This window comes from Kitasatospora mediocidica KCTC 9733 (assembly GCF_000744225.1).
GTDB classification, from domain to species: Bacteria; Actinomycetota; Actinomycetes; order Streptomycetales; family Streptomycetaceae; genus Kitasatospora; species Kitasatospora mediocidica.
Map to the genome: position 1 here is coordinate 196,252 of NZ_JQLN01000002.1, position 18,465 is coordinate 214,716.

Here is an 18,465-nt window from a genome sequence, read left to right on the forward strand (position 1 = left end):
GGTGAGCGAGCCCTCGGGTGGCCGTCTACCACCCGCCGAGTGCGCGAGCAACGCGCCAGCATCCTGGAGCACGTCATGCCCCGTACCCTCACCGCCGACCTCCGCGCGCAGGTCGGCGAGAGCGTCACCGTCTTCGGGTGGGTCCACACCCTGCGCCTTCAGCGCCGCATGCAGTTCGTCCTGGTCCGTGACCACACCGGCACCGTGCAGGTCACCCATCCGCGTGGTGGGGACGGCGACCCGATCGAGGCGGCCTTCGAGGGCGTCACCGTCGAGTCCGCCGTGAAGATCACCGGCCGGGTGGTGGACGCCCCGCAGGTCAGGCTCGGCGGGCTGGAGATCGTCCCCGAGCGGGTGGAGATCGTCGCGCCGGCCGAGGCCGGGCTGCCGATCGACGAGCACTCCGGCCCCGACCACCGCCTCGACTGGCGCTTCCTGGACCTGCGCCGCCCCGCCGCACAGCTGGTGATGGCCGTGCAGACCACCGTCGAGCAGGCGATGCGCGAGGTGGCCGCCGAGGAGGGCTTCACCGAGCTGCACACGCCCAAACTCATGGGCACCGCCTCGGAGTCCGGTGCGGAGGTCTTCAAGGTCGGCTACTTCGACCGCACCGCCTACCTTGCGCAGTCCCCGCAGTTCTACAAGCAGATGGCGATCGCCGGCGGCATCGACCGGGTCTTCGAGATCGGCCCGGTCTTCCGCGCCGAGCCCTCCTTCACCTCGCGGCACGCGACCGAGTTCACCGGGGTCGACGTCGAGATCGCCTGGATCGAGGACGTCGAGGAGGTGATGGCCTTCGAGGAGCGGATGCTGCACCGGGTGCTGAGCCGGGTCGCCGAGCGGCACGGCGAGGCGGTCCGCGAGCACTTCGGCGTCGAGGTGGCCGTCCCCGCGCTGCCGTTCCCGCGGATCACGATGGCCGACGCACTCGCCCGGCTGCGGGCCACCGGCTGGGACGCCGAGGGGGCGAAGGACGACCTCGACCCCGAGGGTGAGCGGCGGCTGGCCGCGCTGGTCGCCGAGGAGCACGGGCACGCCTTCGTCTACGTCACCGACTACCCGGCCGCGGTGCGCCCGTTCTACCACCACCGGCGGGCCGCCGCCCCGGGGGTGACGGCCAGCTTCGACCTGCTCTGGAAGGGCGTGGAGATCACCACCGGCGCCCAGCGCGAGCACCGCTACGACGTGCTGTGCGCCCAGGCGCGGGAGAAGGGGATGGAACTCGCGCCGCTGGCGCAGTACCTGGACTGCTTCCGCTACGGCACCCCGCCGCACGGCGGGTTCGGGCTGGGGCTGGGCCGGGTGCTGATGCTGCTGCTCGGGCTGCCCTCGCTGCGCGAGGCGACCTTCCTGTTCCGCGGCCCGCACCGGCTGACGCCCTGACCTGAGGCCCGGCACCGGGGGGTGCCGGGTCTCAGCCTCAGGTCAGGGACGCTCGCAGCCGTCCGGCCAGATCTCGTGCACCCAGAGCCCGGCCTTGCGGGTGAGCGCGGCGGTGTCGGCGGCCTCGCAGCCCGGTTCGCCGTCCCAGATCGCGATCACCTCGTCCACCATCCCCACCAGCGCCCGCCCGACGTCGTCGCCCAGCCCGCCCGCCGCCACCGGGGCCAGCCGGTGCACGGCGGTGGCCTCGCGGGTGATCTCGTTGCGCGGCAGCGGCGCGCCGCCCGCCGGGAGGATGATCTCGACCTTGCCGCCGTGCTCACGCACCGCCTCGGCGAACCAGGTCTCCGGCCCCGGCCGCAGGCAGGTGACGCCGACCAGTTCGTACGGCCCGTAGGTGGTCACCAGCCGCCACAGCTCGCCGCGCACCAGCATCTCGGTGATCTCCGACAGCCCGTGGTACCCCGTGATTCCGACTCGCATCCAGCACCTCTCGCTCCAGGCCGTGCCGCGGTCAGTGTAGGACCGGCCGCTCCCCGGCCGCCGAGTGCGGGTCCAGATGGAATCGAGCGGGGGCGCCAACTCTGATAGCGGCGGGGTGAGCCGAACCCGCCGTCCGCGGACGCCGCGCAACGCGGCCGCGGCTCCTGGACGCACGACCGGCTGCGTCCCGGCCGCCGGCCCCGGCCCGCCCGCCGGACCGGCCCGTGCCGCCAGGAGCCGTGGCCACCGCACGGGCCGCACCACACCCAGAAGCGGGGGATGACGATGACCGGACCTGCGACGTTCGTCGAAGTGCTGGCGGCCCACGCGGCCGACAGACCGGGGCAGGACGCGCTGCTCTTCCTCTCGGACGCCGCCGCGCGCCGCCCCGGGGCCGGGCTCGGCCGGAGCGTGCCGTCCGGGCGGGCCGGCGCGCTGCACGCCGAGCACCTGAGCTATGCCGAACTCGACCTGGCTGCACGCCGGTTGGCCGGTTGGCTGGTGGACCGGGGGATGTTCCGGGAGCACGTGCTGATCCTCCAGTCCGACCCGGAGCGCTTCGCGGTGAGCTTCCTCGGCTGCCTCTACGCGGGGGCCGTGGCGGTACCGGCGCCGCCGCCGGTCGGGCGGCGCAGCCACCACGACCGGGTGCTCGGTGTGGTCAAGGACGCCGGGATCCGGCTGGTGCTGACCGACCGCCGGGCCGCCCCGGACGTCTCGCAGCTGCTGGCCGCCGCGGGCAAGGGCGAGCTGCCGTGCCTGGCCCTGGACGGCGCCGAGCTGCCGGACGCCCACGACTGGCGGATGCCCGACGTGGGCAGCCGCGACCTGGCCGTCCTGCAGTACACCTCCGGCTCGACCAGCGAGCCGCGCGGCGTCATGGTCAGCCACGGCAACCTGCTGGCCAACCAGCGCGAGATCGCCGGACTGCTCGGCACCGGCCCGGACGTGCGGATCGGCGGCTGGCTGCCGTTCCACCACGACATGGGCCTGGTCGGGCAGTTGTTGCACCCGCTGTGGCAGGGGGCGACCGGGGTGCTGCTGCCGCCGGACCTCTTCGTCCGGCATCCGGTGCACTGGCTGCAGGCCGTCACGGACTACGACATCGCGGTCAGCGGCGGCCCCGACCTCGGCTACGACCTGTGTGTGCGGCGGGTCACCGACCGGCAGCTGGAGGGGCTCGACCTGTCCGGCTGGCGGGTCGCGGTGAACGGGGCCGAGCCGGTGCGCGCGGACACCCTGCGGGCGTTCGCCGAGCGCTTCGGGCCGGTCGGGTTCCGCCCGGAGGCCTTCGTCCCGGCGTACGGGCTGGCCGAGGCCACCCTGCTGGCCGTCGGGCACCGCTCGCGGTCCGTTCCCGGCGCGCCGGGCGCGGTGCGCGGACCGCGCGAACGCGAGGTGGACGCCGCCTCGTTGCAGCGCCACCAGCTGACCGACCCGCATCCGGGTGAGCCCACCCGCACCCTGGTGAGCTGCGGCCGGCCCGGATCGCCCGGGCCCGACCTGCGGATCGTGGACCCGAAGAGCTTCCGGACGCTGGGGGAGGGCCGGATCGGCGAGATCTGGCTGCGCGGGGCGAGCGTCGCCGGGGGCTACTGGAAGCGCCTGCTGGAGACCAACCGGAGCTTCGGCGTCAGCACCGCCGAGGGTGACACCGGCTTCCTGCGCACCGGCGACCTCGGCGTGCTGAGCGAGGGCGAGCTGTTCATCACCGGCCGGATCAAGGACCTGCTGGTGGTCGCCGGGCGCAACCTCTACCCGCAGGACATCGAGCACACCGTCCAGCAGGTCAGCAACCTCTTCGCGTCCGCCGTGGTCTTCGCGGTGGAACCCGACCGCAGCCACGTCGTGGTGGTCCAGGAGGTGCGCACCGGCAGCCGCTACGACCTGGACCTGCCCGCCCTCAACCTGGCCGTCCGGCGGTGCGTGGCCAAGGAGTTCGAGCTGATGGCGGGGAGCGTGCTGCTGGTGCGGCCGGGCACCGTGCGGCGCACCACCAGCGGCAAGCTGGAGCGCTCGGCGATGCGCAAGCTCTTCCTGACCGGACGGTTGCAGGCGCTGCACCAGGTGGTCGAGCCCGCGGTGGCCAGCCTGCTGGCGGCCGCCCCGCCCTACCTGGAGGTGCCCTGATGAACCGTCGGACGGCCGCTTCGGCCACCCTCGGCCAGCCCGCGACGGTCACCGTGATCGGCCCGAGCCGGTCCGAGTCCGCCGTCGAGCGGCGCGCCGCCGAACTGGAGGCGGCGCTCGGCGACCCGTGGGACCCGGCCAACCCGCACGGCCACCGAGCTGTGCTCGCCGCCGACGACCGCGCCGAACTGCCGGGCGAGTCCGTCCGGTTGCTGCACCGGCTCGGGCTGAACGCGGAGTTCGTCCCGGAGCGGCTGGGCGGTCGCTTCGACCGGGTGGACGTGCTGGCCCGGATGCTGCGGCCGGTCTTCCGCCGGGACCCCTCGCTCGGCGTCGGCTTCGGCGCGGGCTCCTTCCTGGCGGCCATCTCGGTCTGGGCCGGCGGCACCGAGCAGCAGCAACGGCAGGCCGCCGACCTGCTGCTCGGCGGCGGCCGGCTGGCCGTCGCGTATCGCGACCTGGCACACGGAAACGCCTTCCTGCGCGACGAGTTCAACCTCACGCCGGGCCCGCCCGGCGGCGCGATGCTGCTGGCCGGCGACAAGCGGGTGATCGTCAACGGCGCGCACGCCGACGCCCTGGTGGTGTTCTGCCGCACCGACACCCGGGCCGGCAGCCGCAGCCACTCGGCGGTCCTGCTGGAGCGCGCCGAACTGCCGCCCTCCCGGGTCCGCGACCTGCCCCGCTATCCGACCGTCGGCCTGCGCGGCTGCTGGATGAGCGGGATCGCCTTCGACGACTGCCCGGTACCGCCCGAGGCGCTGCTCGGGGAGTTGGGCGACGGCGTCGGGCTCGCGCTGAGCTCCTTCCAGCTCACCCGCAGCGTGCTGCCCTCGATGGTGCTGGCCGGTTGCGACACCGCGCTGCGCACCGCCCTGCGGTTCGCGCTGGAGCGCGGCGTGCACGGCCGTCCGGTGATGCGCAACCCGCAGGCCAGGGCCAGCCTTTCGGGAGCCTTCGCCGATCTGCTGGTCTGCGACGCCCTCGCGCTGGCCGCCACCCGGGCCGTGCACCTCTACCCGGAGGCCACCGGCGTCTACGCGGCGGCCACCAAGTACCTGCTGCCGATCCTGCTCAGCGACACCGTCTACGACCTCTCGGTGCTGCTCGGCTCCAGCCTGTACGTCCGCGAGGGCGAGTTCGGGATCTTCCAGAAGCACGTCCGCGACCTGCCGATCACCAGCCTGGGCCACTCCGGCACGGCGGCCTGCCAGTCGACCATCATCCCCCGGCTGCCGGTGCTGGCGGCCCGGGCCTGGCCGGCCCAGCCGCCGGCCGAACCGGCGCTCTTCCGGCTGCGCGACGACCTGCCCCGGCTGGACCCGCAGCGGCTCGGCACGGCCGGCAGCGGCGACCCACTGGCCGCCGAACTCGCGGCCGCGGCCGAGCGGTTGGAGCAGGCCGAAGCCGGCGGCGAGTACCGCGACCTGCTGCGGGTGCTGACCCGCACGCTGGTCGGCGAACTGCGCGAACTGCGGGAGGTCTGCCGGGGCATGTCGGCGCAGGACCGCTACGGCCTGGCCAACCCGCGCAGTTACGCACTGGCCGACCGCTACACCCTGCTGCTCGCCGCGGCCTCCTGCCTGGGGGTCTGGTGGCACCAGCAGGACAGCGTCCAGGACGCCTTCCTGGCCCGCCCGGCCTGGCTGGTCACCGCGTTGCTGCGGATCTGCCGACGGCTGGGCGTCGGCCTGCCGGACCGCGCGGCGGGCGCCGACGACCAGATGGTGGAGGAGCTGCTGCGCCGCTACCACCAGGGCGGCAGCTTCGACCTGTACGACAGCCAGACCTCGGCACGGCCGGTGGCCTGACCATGAAACCGTCAACCCTGAGGGAGAGTACGCGTGATGACGCTGCCACAGTTGGCCCCCGCCCGGGTGCGGCCATGACACCGGCGGTGGACGGCCCCGGCGCGGTGCTGGCCCGGCCGCAGGACGTCTGGCGGGAGCCGGTGACCCTGGAGGTCGCGGCGGTGGTGGCCGCCCAGGATCCGTCCCGGGCGGGTCTGCCCGGCGCCGACGCCCGGTTCTACGACGACCTGGGCTTCGACTCGGTGATGCTCATGCAGCTCAAGTACCGCCTGGAGACCAGGTTTCCCGAGCTCGGTGAGCTCTCGCTGGCCGACATGGTGGGCAGCCTGCTGAGCGTCGGCACGCTGGTGGAGTACCTGGCCGACCTCGCCGAGGGGCAGCCGTCGTGACGGTCTACGCGGGCCCCAGCGAGCTGGTCGGCGAGCCGCTGCGGGTGTACGGGCCGGCCGGCCCCTGGGACGAGGTGCGCGAGACGCTGACCGAGCTCGGCAGCGCGGTGCTGGTCTCCCGGCTGGGCGACTGGCTGCCGGCCGGCGGCCCGCCGCCGGACGCGGACTGCGCGCAGGGCGCCGCCTGCCTGGGCTGCGAGCTCTGCCGGGTGGTGCTGGGCGCGGACGGCGGCCCGGCCCGGGTGCCGGACCGTACGGTGCTCGGCCGGGACTGGGCGCGCTACCAGGCGATGTCGCACGAGGACGTCCGGTCCCGCTTCCTGGCCTCCCGGCTGCTGCTCAAGTACGCGGCCGGCGAGGTGCTGCAGGCCGCCCCGGAGACCGTCGACCTGGCCTACAAGCTGGGCGGCCGCCCGTACCTGCGCGGCTGCGACCAGGTGGACATCAGCCTCAGCCACACCGAGGACCTGCTGGTGGTCGGGCTGACCCGGCGGGGCTGGATCGGGGTGGACGCCGAGCTGTCGGAGCGCCGGCTGCTGGGCACCGGCGCCGAGAAGCAGATCTGCACGCCGCACGAGATCGCCCTGCTGGCCGCGATGCCGGAATACCGCCGCAACCCCGCGCTGGTGCGGCTGTGGACGCTCAAGGAGGCCTACAGCAAGGCGATCGGACAGGGGCTGCGGTTCCGCTTCACCGAGTTCGGCTTCGCGCCCGGGGCCCGGCGGGTGCAGGTGCTGCGGCCCGACGGATCGCCCGGGACGGGTGAGGAGTGGAGCTTCGGCACCTGGTCGATCGACCGTCAGTACACCGTGAGCGTCGCGCTCTTCGACGCCGGCTTCGGCGACACGGCCGACATCGCGGCGCGCACCATGCTGGACGACGGTCTGGTGGACGCGCTGATCGCCTCCGAGCAGTTCGAGCAGCCCGACGCCTCCGAGCAGGGCGACGTGTCCGAGCGGCCCGGCGCGCGCGAGCAGCCGGAGTCGTTCGAACGCATGGACGGCGGTGGCGATCCGAAGGCGAACAGTTTCACAGGGTGACTTTCGGGTTGCCTTCCCGGGCCCGCCGGATAAAATCTCGGCACTGGCGATGCCGCGCCAGCTTGACCTGGTCGCTGCCGGCGTCTCGTGGGGGGACCGCGGAGCGTGGCCTCGACCGGACGGGGGCCCAGTGATTCGGATACTGCTCGCCGAGGACATGAACATGGTCCGGGGCGCGCTGGTCGCGCTGCTCGGCATGGAAGAGGACATCGAGGTGGTCGTCGAGGTCGAGCACGGCGACCTGATCCTCCCTCAGGCACTGGCCTACCGGCCGGACATCGCCGTCCTGGACATCGACCTGCCCGGCGTGGACGGCCTGACCGCGGCGACCCAGCTGCGCGAGCAGCTGCCGTCCTGCCGGTCGTTGATCCTCACCAGCCTGGGCCGGCCGGGGACGCTGCGCCGGGCCCTGAGCGCGCAGGTCTCCGGCTTCATCCTCAAGGACGCCCCGCCGGACCAGCTGGCCCGCGCGATCCGCAAGGTGGCGGCCGGCGAGCGGGTGGTCGACCCGAAGCTCGCGCTGGCCGCCTGGGACTCCCTGGAGAGCCCGCTCACCAAGCGGGAGGTGGAGGTGCTGCGGATGGCCGCGGGCGGCGCGGAGGTGGTGGAGATCGCCGCCGCGCTCTTCCTGTCGGCGGGCACCGTGCGCAACTACCTGACGACCGTCGTCACCAAGCTCAACGGCCGCAACCGGGTGGACGCCATCCGGATCGCGGAGGAGGCCGGCTGGCTGTCCTGACGCCGGAGCTGACGCCCGGAGTCGACGCCGGGTCTGATGCCCGGCGCTCAGGCGGCCTCGGCGCTGTCGTCCGGCTCGACGGCCGACGCGGCCACGACGCCCTGCCGGGCGGCCGCGGTCGGCACCTGGGCGAGCAGTTCGAAGCGGCCGTCGGGCCGGATCCCGGCGGTGAGGCGCCCGCCCAGCGCGGTCAGCCGGTTGTCCAGGTTGGCGAGGCCGCTGCCGTCGCGGGAGTGCTGCTGGTCGGGCTCGTTGGCGGGGTCCTCGGCGACGCCGTCGTTGACGATCCGCAGGCTGATGGCGCGGTGAAGCTCGGACACCTCGATCAGGCAGTGCTGGACCTTGCTGTGCCGGAGCATGTTGGTGACGGCCTCACGCAGCACGGTGGCCAGCACGGTGTCGGCCCGCCCGGTGATCGGCGGCCCGGAGACCCGGGTCTCGACCTCGATCTCGGCGGTGGCGAGCATCGCGGTGGCCGCCTCGATCTCGGTGGTCAGTGACATGTCGCGGTAGCTGCTGGCCACCGCGCGCACATCGGCCAGCGCCTGCCGGGAGATCTCCAGGATGGACGTCAACTCGCTGACCGCGCGGCCCTGGTGGTGCGGCACCAGGCGAATCGCCACCTCGCTCTTGAGGGTGATCGCGGAGAGGCTGTAGCCGAGCAGGTCGTGCAGGTCCCGGGCGAACCGCAGCCGTTCCTGGGCCACCGCCATCCGGGCCAGCTGGCCACGGGCCCGGTGCAGTTCGATCACCAGGGTGACCAGCTTGCTCAGGGCGTAGACCATCAGTCCGGTCGCCACGGTGGAGAGCGTGATGTAGAGCCACTCGTCGAACGTGCTGCCGTTGAGCGCGCCGATGAGCGAGACCGAGGCCGACACCAGGCCGAACATCACCCAGCCGGTCAGCGGCGGCAGGACCAGCAGCACCGACCCGGCGAGGAACCCGCCGACCGACCCCCAGACCCGGCCGTAGAGCAGGATCGGCAGGTAGGTGAGCAGCGCCTGCGCGGCCAGCGTCCACCGGCCGTGCCGGCGGCGGAACGACTCCGCGCGCGGCAGCGAGTGGGCCAGTTGCAGGGCGTCGACGGCCAGCAGGCAGGTCACCCCGAGCAGGGAGACCGGGTCGCCGGGTCTCGCCACCACCAGGTTGACGCCGATCTGCGTCGAGTAGGCCGCCAGAATGATCAACAGGATGATCACCGCGAACCTCGGGGCCGGCTGCTCAGGCCCCGCCGACGGCAGGCGCAGCGTCGCCACCCGGGTGCGCAGGCCCTCCCATCGATCGTGGGCGGAACGCGTGCTGCTCGTTGTCTGGTCCGGTGCGAACGTCACAAGAACCCCTCCACCAGGCGACTGAGGGGTTTGAGCCTACGGCCTGGGACTTACGCGGACATGGCGTTTCTGCAAGGAGTCGGTGCCACCGCCGCTGCTCCCAGAACGAGTTGACCCACCGTCGATTCCACCCGCCAGTCCGTCCCGGCGATCCGCGGGCCGACCTCGATGTCGCCGGACCCGCCGGCGGTGACCGCCAGGCCCAGCGTGGCGGCCACCAGGCCGAGCGTCTGGATGGCCGTCCCGGCGTCGCGCAGGGCCATCGCGTAGCCCTGGCCGCTGTACTTCCAGGTGACCCGGGAGAACCGCGCGGTCAGCGTGAGCACCACCGCGGGCGAGGCGCTCAGGCCGGCCGCGACCTGCGAGCAGAGCGAGATCTCGCTGCGCTCGCGCTCTCCGCCGTTGAGCAGCGTCAGCGAGTGCTGGACCGGGTCGTAGTGGAACGTGCCGTTCGGCAGTCCGGCGCAGCGGTTGGCCGACACGTACACCTCCAGCGGGTGGGTCCCGCTCACGCTGGTGGCCGGCCGGTCGCTGACCTCGTAACTGATCGGGCCGGCCGTGTCGGTGGAGACCGAGCGGACCCGCATCGAGCGGTAGAGCAGCTCGCCGATCTGGGAGAGGGTCACCTCGTCCTGCTCCGGGTCGGCGCTGAAGGCCGGCCTCGGCTCCTCCAGCAGCGCGATCAGCGAGGCGTCCGAGGCGAGCGGGTGGGCGCCGTCCGGGCGCGGCAGCGGGAAGCGCGGCCCCTCGGGCACCGGTTTGACGGCCGGTGGCGGCTCGAAGTGCCCGAGCAGGGCGAAGGTCGCGCCGAAGTCGTCGTCGTGCCGGCCGGTGGTGCTGCGGGTGTGGAAGAGCAGTTCGAACGGGGACCAGCCGGCGAGGACCGGATCGCCGTCCTCGGCGAACTGCGGATCCTCGCCGCACGGCGGGATCGGCGCCGCGATGACCATCCCGGTGGCCAGCAGCTGGGCGACGATCTCGGTGACGGCGGAGGCGTGCAGCGGGACGGTCTTCAGCAGGTCCTGCAGCGTGGTCGTCCAGCCGAGCGCGCTCAGCAGGTCGGCGGCGCCGGCCCGGTGGGCCGTGACGCGGAAGAGCGAGAGCGGCGACTCCAGGAGGAAGCCGCCGCCCTCGCTGCGCAGGGTGGCGAACCGCGACAACCGGATCGGCTGGGTGGGGGTGACCCCGTGCGGGCCGAGCCGGGCCTGCGGCGTCATCGGGGTGACCGAGAGCAGCGGGATCTCCGCGTCCGTCAGGCCGATCGAGCGGACCACCAGGTGCTGGATGTCCGTCAGGACCCCGGCCAGCCGCTCCTGGGTCGCCCGGTCCCGGCCGTCCAGGACGTTGCGCAGGGAGATCGGGCCGAAACTCATCCGCCGCAGCGCCTCGCGGGTGGCCCGGTCGGGGCAGTTCACCCGCAGGGTGTTCCAGCGGTTGTGCAACAGGACGTCCCCGCCGACCTCGGGGAACTCGACGTGGACGTCCTCTCTGAGCGACGACAGGAGCAGGAGTGCTGGCATGTCGTCCCCGGACAAAGGCCGCATATCGGTTCCCTGTAGGTCATTACTACGTTGACGATCCAATCATTGTTCCGTGACCGCGCTCGAATTCTGGTGGAGTCTCAGACGAACAGCGGGATCGGGTTGAGGTCCTCGAAGCGCGTACGCGACCCGAGTACGCCGGTGCGCACGGGGACGTCGAACAGCCGGCCCGGCCCGAACCGGGCCCAGAAGTGCCGCAGTCCGGGCACCATCACCCGGGCCACCGGGAGTCCGATGTCGGGCCGGGTCTGGTCCAGCACCAGCAGGTTCATGTCGTGCCGGCGCACCAGGTCGCAGGCCGCCTGCACGTCGTCGCGCAGATCGGGACGGGCGGTCCACGGGTGGCGGTCGGGCCGGGTCGGCGACTGGCCCGGATCAGCCACCAGGTAGGGCTGGTTGGCGATGGTCGCGGTCCGCCACCAGGACAGCGCGTCCGGATCGCCGACGGCGTAGCCGCTCCCGCCGGGCCCGGCCCCGAGCACGGCCGGCAGCAGCTGGTTCATCTCGGTCAGGGCCCGGCGCAGCGCCACCGCCGGGTCGAAGTGCGCGCCGAAGCCGAAGATGACGTCCTGCGCCGGCTTGTCGGTCCGCCGGGAGAGCGCGGCCACCACCGGGATGCCCAGGTCGTTGGTCAGGTCCAGGGCCCACACCGAGCGCTTCAACCCCCGGTGTACCTCGTGCAGTTCGTCGTTCCAGGCGTCACCGAAGGCGCCGATGTCCACGCCCGGCTGCCGGGTGCGGTTGTACCACCACTGGGCGACCGCGTCGCGTTCCACCAGCTCCAGGAAGCCCTGGAGAATGGCGTCCTCCAGGCTGCTGCCGGCCGCACAGCCGTTGGAGTCGGCGACGGCGTACCGGTGGCCCGCTCCCGCGTGCGGCGCGCTGTAGTAGAGCATCGAGGTGGGCAGGTAGCGCCGGTCGCCGGTGGTGAGCGACCAGACCGGCGTCCAGTCGACCGGGGTGTCCTCGCCCAGCGGGTCGCAGACGTGCTGGAACCCGGTGTGCCGGGCGTTCCAGCGCGCGCGGTCCCGGTACTGCCGCTCGTCGTACAGCTGGCAGGTGTTGGGGTGGATCGCCGCGTCCCCGAGCCCGCGCACGGTGTCCCGGATCCGCGGCTCGTCACCCTGGTAGGTGCCCGAGTGGCGTTCCAGCGCCTCGCACAACGCGCCGACCCGGGCGTCGAGTTCGGTGGTTCCCTTGCCGCCGCTGAACAGTCGCAGGACCGGCGTCGCGCCGGATCCGGTGGCCTTCGCGGCGGGATTGTGGCCCGCGACGAAGGAGTTGAGGAAGTCCGGCCCGTGCGGATGGCGGCGGATGTCGCGCACCGGTCCGGTCACCGGGCTGATCAGGTGCCCGTACTGCTCCATTACCTGCTGGGGGGTCAGGGCGCGGTGGCCCTGGCCGCTCTGGTGGACCTTGGGGCGTGAGCGCAGGACGACCGGCCGGGTGGTCGGCGCCGCGCCGACGGCCGGGTCTCCGCAGGCCGGGCACTGCGGCCTGCGCACCAGGGTGTGGTGGCGGCCCCGCACGTCGAGCGGGTCCAGCGTGAGCACCGACTGCTGGCCCTGATGGCGGTAGCCGGCCAGCCATTTGACGGCCTCCAGTGCCACCAGCTGGAGCCCGATCAGCCGGGTCAGCGGGAGGGAGGCCTCGGGGCAGGCCCCGGCCGCCCGGTCGGGCCGGTTGGCCCGCAGCGGGTGCGCCAGGCAGGACCAGCAGGCGCCGTCGCCCGGCTGGAACACCGGCCCGACCCAGAGCGTCGACCCGCCGGGCTTCGCGAGCAGCCAGGGCCGGCCGGCGGCGCGCTGTTCGGCGTCGATCCGCCGCAGCCCGGGGTCCAGGTAGTCGTCGCAGAGGACCACGGTGAGCGCACCCTCCTCCACGCCGGCCCCCGCCGGGGCGCAGCTGAGCCCGGCCTGCTGGAAGCCGTCGCGGACCAGGGCCGGGGGAAGGGCGCAGAGCGTGAGGATCCGCACCGGGTCCGCGCCGGCCCTGACGGTGGAGAGCGGGCCGTCCAGTCCGGCCAGCTCCCAGAACGCCTCGGTCGGGAGGTCGGCGGCCGACGTGGTGCCGTCGGCCGCGCGGTAGGTCACCAGACCGGCTTCGGAGAGCGTGCCGAGCAGGTGGCCGAGCTGCTGGGTGCTCATCGCCGAGCGGGTTTCGCGGACGAGTGCGGGCAGGTCCCGGGTGCCGTCGAGCAGCGGTGCGAGCGTCTCCAGGTGCGTCCCCTGAAGGTGCGTCACCCCGCGGTCCGAGACCAGGTAGGCGCTGTCCCGGGAGACCACGTGGATCTGGAGATGCCTCTTGAGCCCGACCAGCGGGCCGCGGCGCTCAGACATCCGAGTCACTCCTATTCGCTCCGGCCGGTGATCTGGCAGAATCCGGCGTTGCCCGCGGCCGGATCGTCGACATCGGTGATGACCAGGCGGTCACCACCCGGCGCGTCCAGCGGCGGGATGCCGGCGCCGGGGGTCAGGACGAGGCCGAACTCGGCCAGCACGGCCGCCGGTTCGGCGGCGTACCGGGTGCGCAGCGCGGGGTCCAGGTGGGCCCACACGACGAGTTCGGCGAAACGCCAGTCGCGCTCAAGGGCGGTGGTGGACGGTGCTTCGGGAACAGCTGTGGCGATCACGGAATTCTCCAGTGGCTGAGGGCTGCTCGAACGGTTCAGAGGAACGTTGGTACGTCACGGAAGTCTGTGTGAAGCAGGTCGCGCCAGGACAGTGGAACGGTCATGCCTTGAGGGTGAACTTCTCATGCCCGGCGACCGGTTGCGTTCGAGGCCAAAGCCGTGAAGATCTCACTGTCGGACGGGGCCGGACGCGTGCCAAGCTTTCTCAAGCGCACTCGATGCCGCCCCTCCGCCCGGGGTGCCACACAGCTCTCGAAAGGAGGCGGATCCGTGCAGATCAATCTTCTGGGCCCCTTCGTCGCTCATGAGCAGCAGACGTCCATCGTCCCGAGCGCGGCCAAGCCACGGCAGATCCTGGCCCTGCTGGCCCTGCAGGCGAACCAGGTGGTGACCGTTCCGACGCTGATGGAGGAGATCTGGGGGGAACGTCCGCCCCGCAGCGCCGCCACCACTCTGCAGACCTACATCCTCCAGCTGCGCCGGCGGCTCGCCACGGCGTTCGGCGCCGAACGCAGCTCCTCCGCCAAGGAGGTCCTGGTCACCCGCCACGGCGGCTACCTGCTGGACGTCCAGCCCGGCGAGGTGGACACCACCGAGTTCGACCGGACGCTCGCGCTCGGCCAGGCCGCGCTGGCCGCCGGGGACGACCCGACCGCCTCGCTGATGCTGGGCCAGGCCCTCGCGCTGTGGCGCGGGCCGGCGCTGGTGGACGTGCAGACCGGCCGGGTCCTGGAGATCGAGGTCCTGCGCCTGGAGGAGGCCCGGCTCGGCGCGCTGGAGGGCCGGATCGCCGCCGACCTGCGGCTCGGCCGGCACGCCGCGATGCTCAGCGAGCTGACCGTGCTGGCGGCCCGGCACCCGATGCACGAGGGGCTGCACGCCCAGTTCATGCTGGCGCAGTACCGCTCGGGCCGGGCCTGGCAGGCGCTGGAGACGTACCAGCGGCTGCGCGGCACGCTCGTCGCGGAGCTCGGCATCGAGCCGTCCGCCCGCCTGCGGCGGCTGCACGGCGCGGTGCTCGCGGCCGACCCCCGGCTCGACCTGGTCGGCGAGGAACTGGTCCTGGAGCCCGTCCGGGCCGCCGGCTAGGCGCGGTACCGGCCCTCGTCCTCACCCCGTGGTCCGATGGCGCGACCCGCCGCCGCCGGACCGCGGGGATCGCCGCTGTCCGCGTTCGCGGCGAGGCTCCAGCGGCAGTCCATCGCGCCCCCAGCGGGAGTCGAGACCGCGTTTCTACGGTCCGCAGCATGACCACCCTCGAAGAGACGACAGCATCCGGCCCGGCTCCCGTTGCCGCGCGTGGTCGGGTGGCCGAGTTGCACGAGCTGCGTGAGCAGGTGCGGCGCGGCCCGAGCGACAAGGCCACCGAGGCGCAGCACGCCAAGGGGAAGTTGACGGCGCGTGAGCGGATCGACCTGCTGTTGGACGCGGGGTCGTTCCACGAGGTGGAGCCGTTGCGTCGGCACCGGGCGTCGGGTTTCGGGTTGGAGGGGAAGAAGCCGCATACCGATGGTGTGATCGTGGGTTGGGGCACGGTGAACGGCCGGACGGTGTTCACCTACGCGCATGATTTCCGGATTTTCGGTGGGGCGCTGGGTGAGGCGCATGCGCAGAAGATCCACAAGATCATGGACATGGCGATCGCGGCGGGTGCGCCGCTGGTGTCGCTGAACGACGGTGCCGGGGCCCGGATCCAGGAGGGCGTCACGGCGCTGGCCGGTTACGGCGGTATCTTCCAGCGCAACACCCGAGCGTCGGGGGTGATCCCGCAGATCTCGGTGATGCTGGGCCCGTGCGCGGGCGGCGCGGCCTACAGTCCGGCGTTGACGGACTTCGTGTTCATGGTCCGTGAGACGTCGCAGATGTTCATCACCGGCCCGGACGTGGTGCAGGCCGTCACCGGGGAGAAGATCAGCCAGAACGGTCTGGGCGGCGCGGACGTGCACTCGGCGGTGTCGGGGGTCTCGCACTTCGCGTACGACGACGAGCAGTCGTGCATCGAGGAGGTGCGGTTCCTGCTGTCGATGCTGCCGCAGAACAACCGCGAGATGCCGCCGGCCACGCCCGCCGAGGACCCGGTGGAGCGGCGCTGCGAGGCGCTGCTGGACCTGGTGCCCGCCGACGGCAACCGGCCCTACGACATGCGCAAGGTGTTGGAGGAGATCGTCGACCACGGCGAGTACCTGGAGGTCCACGAGCGCTGGGCCACCAACGTCATCGTCGCGCTGGCCCGCATCGACGGCCACGTGGTCGGTCTGATCGCCAACCAGCCGCAGTCCCTGGCCGGCGTCCTGGACATCAATGCGTCGGAAAAGGCCGCCCGCTTCGTGCAGATGTGCGACGCCTTCAATATCCCGCTGGTCACCCTGCTGGACGTGCCCGGCTTCCTGCCCGGCGTCGACCAGGAGCACGAGGGCATCATCCGCCACGGCGCCAAGCTCCTCTACGCCTACTGCAACGCCACCGTCCCGCGGATCCAGCTGATCCTGCGCAAGGCCTACGGCGGCGCGTACATCGTGATGGACTCGCGCTCGATCGGCGCGGACCTGTCCTACGCGTGGCCGACCAACGAGATCGCCGTGATGGGTGCCGAGGGCGCCGCCAACGTGATCTTCCGCCGCGACATCAACGCCGCCGAGGACCCCGAGGCGATGCGCGCCCAGAAGATCAAGGAATACAAGAACGAACTCATGCACCCGTACTACGCGGCCGAACGCGGCCTCGTCGACGACGTCATCGACCCCGCCGAGACCCGCACCGTCCTGGCCGCCGCCCTCGCCATGCTCCGCACCAAGCACGCCGACCTGCCCTCCCGCAAGCACGGCAACCCGCCCATGTAGCACCACGCGAAAGGCCGACAGAGAGGACCCACCATGACCATCACCGTCACCCGCGGCACCCTCACCGACGAGGAACTCGCCGCGCTGACCGTCGTCCTGCTGGCCCGCGCGGCCGCACAGCAGGCCGCGGCGGCCGCCGCCGGCGAGGTCGGCATCGTCCGGCTGCGGCGCCGGGTCGGCGTCGACTACACCTCGCCGCTGAGCTGGCAGGAGGCGGCCTGAGCCGCCGCCGTTCAAGTGATCCGCGAGCCCGACGGCTCCCAGCCGTCCAGACCGGTTCGAGCGGCCTTTGAGTGGAGCCGTGCACCCTGCGGAGAGACGCCCGCCACTGTGAAGGAGCATCTGATGACAGTTCCAGGATCGGTCGACCTTGAGCAGGAGATCAAGAGCTGGCTGACCGAGCGGCTCAGCGCCCACCTCTCCCGGCCGCAGTCGGAGATCAACACGGAGGTGCCGCTGGTCGAGTACGGCCTGGACTCCGTCGCCGCGCTCAGCCTGTTCGGCGACATCGAGGAGAAGTTCGTGCTCTACCTGGAGCCCGCGGTGGCCTGGGAGCACCCGACGGTGACGGCGATGGCCGCCTTTCTCGCCCAGGAGCAGGCCGCATCCTCCTCGGGCAGCGCCGGCTGACAGCGCTGACGAAGGCGGCCGACCCCCTGACACCGGGGTCGGCCGCCGCTTCGTCATGTTCCGCCGGACCGTCGGGCGCCGTCAGATCACCGGCGGCCGGCCCAGGCGGGTCATCCGCCACACCGTCCGCCACCGCATGGGCCGGCGGGGCGGGCACGAGGTGCGGACTCCCTCGAAGAACCCGGACCACCACACGGCGAGAGCGGACAGTCCGTGTGCCCGCCGCCGATCCGGGTCCGGACGCACGACCGCCCCGGCGTGGGGGCCGGGGCGGGTCGGTGGACTCAGGCTGCTGAGGTGGCCTCGGCGGTCAGGCGGGCGTCCAGGTCGCGAACCACCTGGTCGGCGTTGCGGGCGGTCTCCAGGTCGTCCGGTGCGCCGATGATGGCCATGAAGGAACCCACGAGGGACTCCTTGAGCGCGTCCGTGGACGGCTCCTGCTCGGTTGACGCGGTCATCGCGGTCCCCTTTCGTTTCGGTCGACGGGTGGGTCAGAAGGCCTTGCAGGCGCGGAAGATGTGGGCGAACGAGGCGAGTGAGGCGTCGCCGTCGAAGGCCACGTACTCGGGCAGCAGCAGGTCGGGAGCCCACTTCTCCTTGTAGGCGAGCTGGGTCTGGGCCGGGTAGACGGCCTCTCCCTCGGCCCACAGGAAGTGCATCAGCCACTGGAACGCCGGGCTGTAGCCGGGGAGTTCGACGTCGGCGGAGAGGCCGGTGAACGGCGTGAAGCCGAAGTGCAGCCAGTCCACGCCCTCGCCGCGGAACACCTCGATCGCGGTGGAGTTGATCGCCTCCATCAGGCCGGGCGACCCGCCGGGGATCCGCCGGCTCAGGTCGTGCATCCAGCCGGCCCGGGAGCCGTAGACGGGGGAGTAGGAGATGTAACCGACCGGCGCGCCCTCGATGGTGCCCAGGAAGAGCCGGCGGTGCTCCTGCGGGTCGCCGCCGATCTGGCCCACCAGGAACTCCAGTTGGTGCGCGTGCTCGCCCTTGGAGCCCAGCCAGGCGCTGTCGATCTCGCCGATCGCCTGCTCCCACTGGCCGGCCTCGACCTCCTCGACCTTGAGGCCGTTGCGGAACGCCCGGGAGATCTTGTTCCGCAGCTGCATGAACCGGCTGCCGCGCAGCGTGAACTCGGGCAGGTGGACGGCCCAGGAGGCGCCGATCTGGTTGATGGTGAACCCGTGGGCGGCGTACCGGTCGGCGTCGCTGCGCTGCAACTGGACGCCGACCAGCTGGAGTTCCTGCTCGCGCGCGTAGGCGACGAAGCGGTCGAGCAGCGCGTCGTAGGACTCCGGCGCGGCGAACGGGCCGCCGAACTGGACCAGGTGCCGGCCGGTGCGCCGGTAGACGACCACGCCGTCGGTGTCCGGCGTGGTGAAGACGCTGTTGCCGCTGTTGAGGGCGAGGAACGAACTGGGGTTCTCGGCCTCGGTGTGCGAGCGCACGGCCCGCATGATCGGATTCTCGGTCGCCGTGGAGTTGATCGCTGACATCGGCTGCCATTCCCTTCGGG

The 18,465-nt window shown here is 72.6% G+C and carries 16 protein-coding genes and 2 pseudogenes; 10 read left to right on the plus strand and 8 right to left on the minus strand.

What is annotated here, in order from left to right; translation table 11 throughout:
- Positions 1-75: 75 nt before the first annotated feature.
- The gene (gene aspS / locus BS80_RS05080; protein WP_035793918.1) at positions 76-1,383 is read left to right on the plus strand and encodes an aspartate--tRNA(Asn) ligase; all 1,308 of its coding nucleotides are present in this window, start codon (positions 76-78) and stop codon (positions 1,381-1,383) included.
- Between the two features lie 42 nt (positions 1,384-1,425).
- Here the strand turns inward: aspS and BS80_RS05085 are convergent, their stop codons facing one another.
- Positions 1,426-1,866, minus strand: coding sequence for a hypothetical protein (locus BS80_RS05085; protein WP_051966053.1), 441 nt, complete (start codon positions 1,864-1,866; stop codon positions 1,426-1,428).
- Positions 1,867-2,145: 279 nt separating this feature from the next.
- On the opposite strand from BS80_RS05085, the gene BS80_RS05090 reads away from it, so the two are divergent.
- The 5 genes and pseudogenes from BS80_RS05090 (at position 2,146) to BS80_RS05110 (ending at position 7,975) form a co-directional block, all read left to right on the plus strand.
- Positions 2,146-3,996 (plus strand): fatty acyl-AMP ligase, encoded by a 1,851-nt coding sequence (locus BS80_RS05090; RefSeq protein ID WP_232246365.1) that lies wholly within the window; start codon positions 2,146-2,148, stop codon positions 3,994-3,996.
- An 836-nt stretch (positions 3,997-4,832) separates the two neighbouring features.
- A pseudogene (locus tag BS80_RS44020) lies at positions 4,833-5,162 on the plus strand (acyl-CoA dehydrogenase); the annotation flags it as partial.
- Between the two features lie 719 nt (positions 5,163-5,881).
- On the plus strand, positions 5,882-6,196 hold the full coding sequence (locus BS80_RS40370; protein ID WP_035793665.1) for an acyl carrier protein: 315 nt from the start codon (positions 5,882-5,884) through the stop codon (positions 6,194-6,196).
- The gene (locus tag BS80_RS05105) at positions 6,193-7,236 is read left to right on the plus strand and encodes a 4'-phosphopantetheinyl transferase family protein (protein WP_232246366.1); all 1,044 of its coding nucleotides are present in this window, start codon (positions 6,193-6,195) and stop codon (positions 7,234-7,236) included. Before BS80_RS40370 ends, BS80_RS05105 begins: the two co-directional genes overlap by 4 nt.
- Before the next feature lie 130 nt (positions 7,237-7,366).
- On the plus strand, positions 7,367-7,975 hold the full coding sequence (locus BS80_RS05110; RefSeq protein ID WP_035793667.1) for a response regulator transcription factor: 609 nt from the start codon (positions 7,367-7,369) through the stop codon (positions 7,973-7,975).
- 47 nt (positions 7,976-8,022) lie between these two features.
- Here BS80_RS05110 and BS80_RS05115 read toward each other — a convergent pair whose 3' ends face one another.
- The 4 genes from BS80_RS05115 to BS80_RS05130 all read right to left on the minus strand — a co-directional run bounded on the left by BS80_RS05115 (position 8,023) and on the right by BS80_RS05130 (position 13,479).
- Positions 8,023-9,306 carry a sensor histidine kinase gene (locus BS80_RS05115; protein WP_051966054.1) on the minus strand — a complete coding sequence of 428 codons (1,284 nt, stop codon included), beginning with the start codon at positions 9,304-9,306 and terminating at the stop codon, positions 8,023-8,025.
- Positions 9,307-9,356: 50 nt separating this feature from the next.
- Positions 9,357-10,826, minus strand: coding sequence for a SagB family peptide dehydrogenase (locus tag BS80_RS05120; protein ID WP_051966056.1), 1,470 nt, complete (start codon positions 10,824-10,826; stop codon positions 9,357-9,359).
- Positions 10,827-10,927: 101 nt separating this feature from the next.
- Complete coding sequence (locus tag BS80_RS05125; RefSeq protein WP_051966058.1) at positions 10,928-13,186, minus strand: TOMM precursor leader peptide-binding protein; 2,259 nt, start codon at positions 13,184-13,186, stop codon at positions 10,928-10,930.
- A gap of 11 nt (positions 13,187-13,197) precedes the next feature.
- Positions 13,198-13,479: a hypothetical protein gene (locus tag BS80_RS05130; protein ID WP_035793675.1), complete on the minus strand. Its 282-nt coding sequence runs from the start codon at positions 13,477-13,479 to the stop codon at positions 13,198-13,200.
- A 270-nt stretch (positions 13,480-13,749) separates the two neighbouring features.
- Here BS80_RS05130 and BS80_RS05135 point away from each other — a divergent pair, with 270 nt between their 5' ends.
- The 4 genes from BS80_RS05135 (at position 13,750) to BS80_RS05150 (ending at position 16,949) form a co-directional block, all read left to right on the plus strand.
- The gene (locus tag BS80_RS05135) at positions 13,750-14,568 is read left to right on the plus strand and encodes an AfsR/SARP family transcriptional regulator (RefSeq protein WP_035793677.1); all 819 of its coding nucleotides are present in this window, start codon (positions 13,750-13,752) and stop codon (positions 14,566-14,568) included.
- A gap of 158 nt (positions 14,569-14,726) precedes the next feature.
- Positions 14,727-16,319, plus strand: a complete 1,593-nt coding sequence (locus BS80_RS05140) for an acyl-CoA carboxylase subunit beta (RefSeq protein ID WP_035793680.1) — start codon at positions 14,727-14,729, stop codon at positions 16,317-16,319.
- Positions 16,320-16,352: 33 nt separating this feature from the next.
- Positions 16,353-16,541: an acyl-CoA carboxylase subunit epsilon gene (locus BS80_RS05145; RefSeq protein WP_035793682.1), complete on the plus strand. Its 189-nt coding sequence runs from the start codon at positions 16,353-16,355 to the stop codon at positions 16,539-16,541.
- Positions 16,542-16,664: 123 nt separating this feature from the next.
- Positions 16,665-16,949: an acyl carrier protein gene (locus BS80_RS05150; protein ID WP_035793685.1), complete on the plus strand. Its 285-nt coding sequence runs from the start codon at positions 16,665-16,667 to the stop codon at positions 16,947-16,949.
- 81 nt (positions 16,950-17,030) lie between these two features.
- Here BS80_RS05150 and BS80_RS42470 read toward each other — a convergent pair.
- From BS80_RS42470 to BS80_RS05155, 3 genes and pseudogenes are all read right to left on the minus strand, one after another.
- Positions 17,031-17,159 (minus strand): annotated as a pseudogene (locus BS80_RS42470) (glycosyltransferase family 2 protein); the annotation flags it as partial.
- 74 nt (positions 17,160-17,233) lie between these two features.
- A complete protein-coding gene (locus tag BS80_RS41625; RefSeq protein WP_198045442.1) occupies positions 17,234-17,407 on the minus strand; it encodes a hypothetical protein in 174 nt (57 codons plus the stop codon).
- Between the two features lie 33 nt (positions 17,408-17,440).
- Positions 17,441-18,445 carry a DUF2156 domain-containing protein gene (locus BS80_RS05155; protein WP_035793688.1) on the minus strand — a complete coding sequence of 335 codons (1,005 nt, stop codon included), beginning with the start codon at positions 18,443-18,445 and terminating at the stop codon, positions 17,441-17,443.
- Positions 18,446-18,465: the final 20 nt, after the last annotated feature.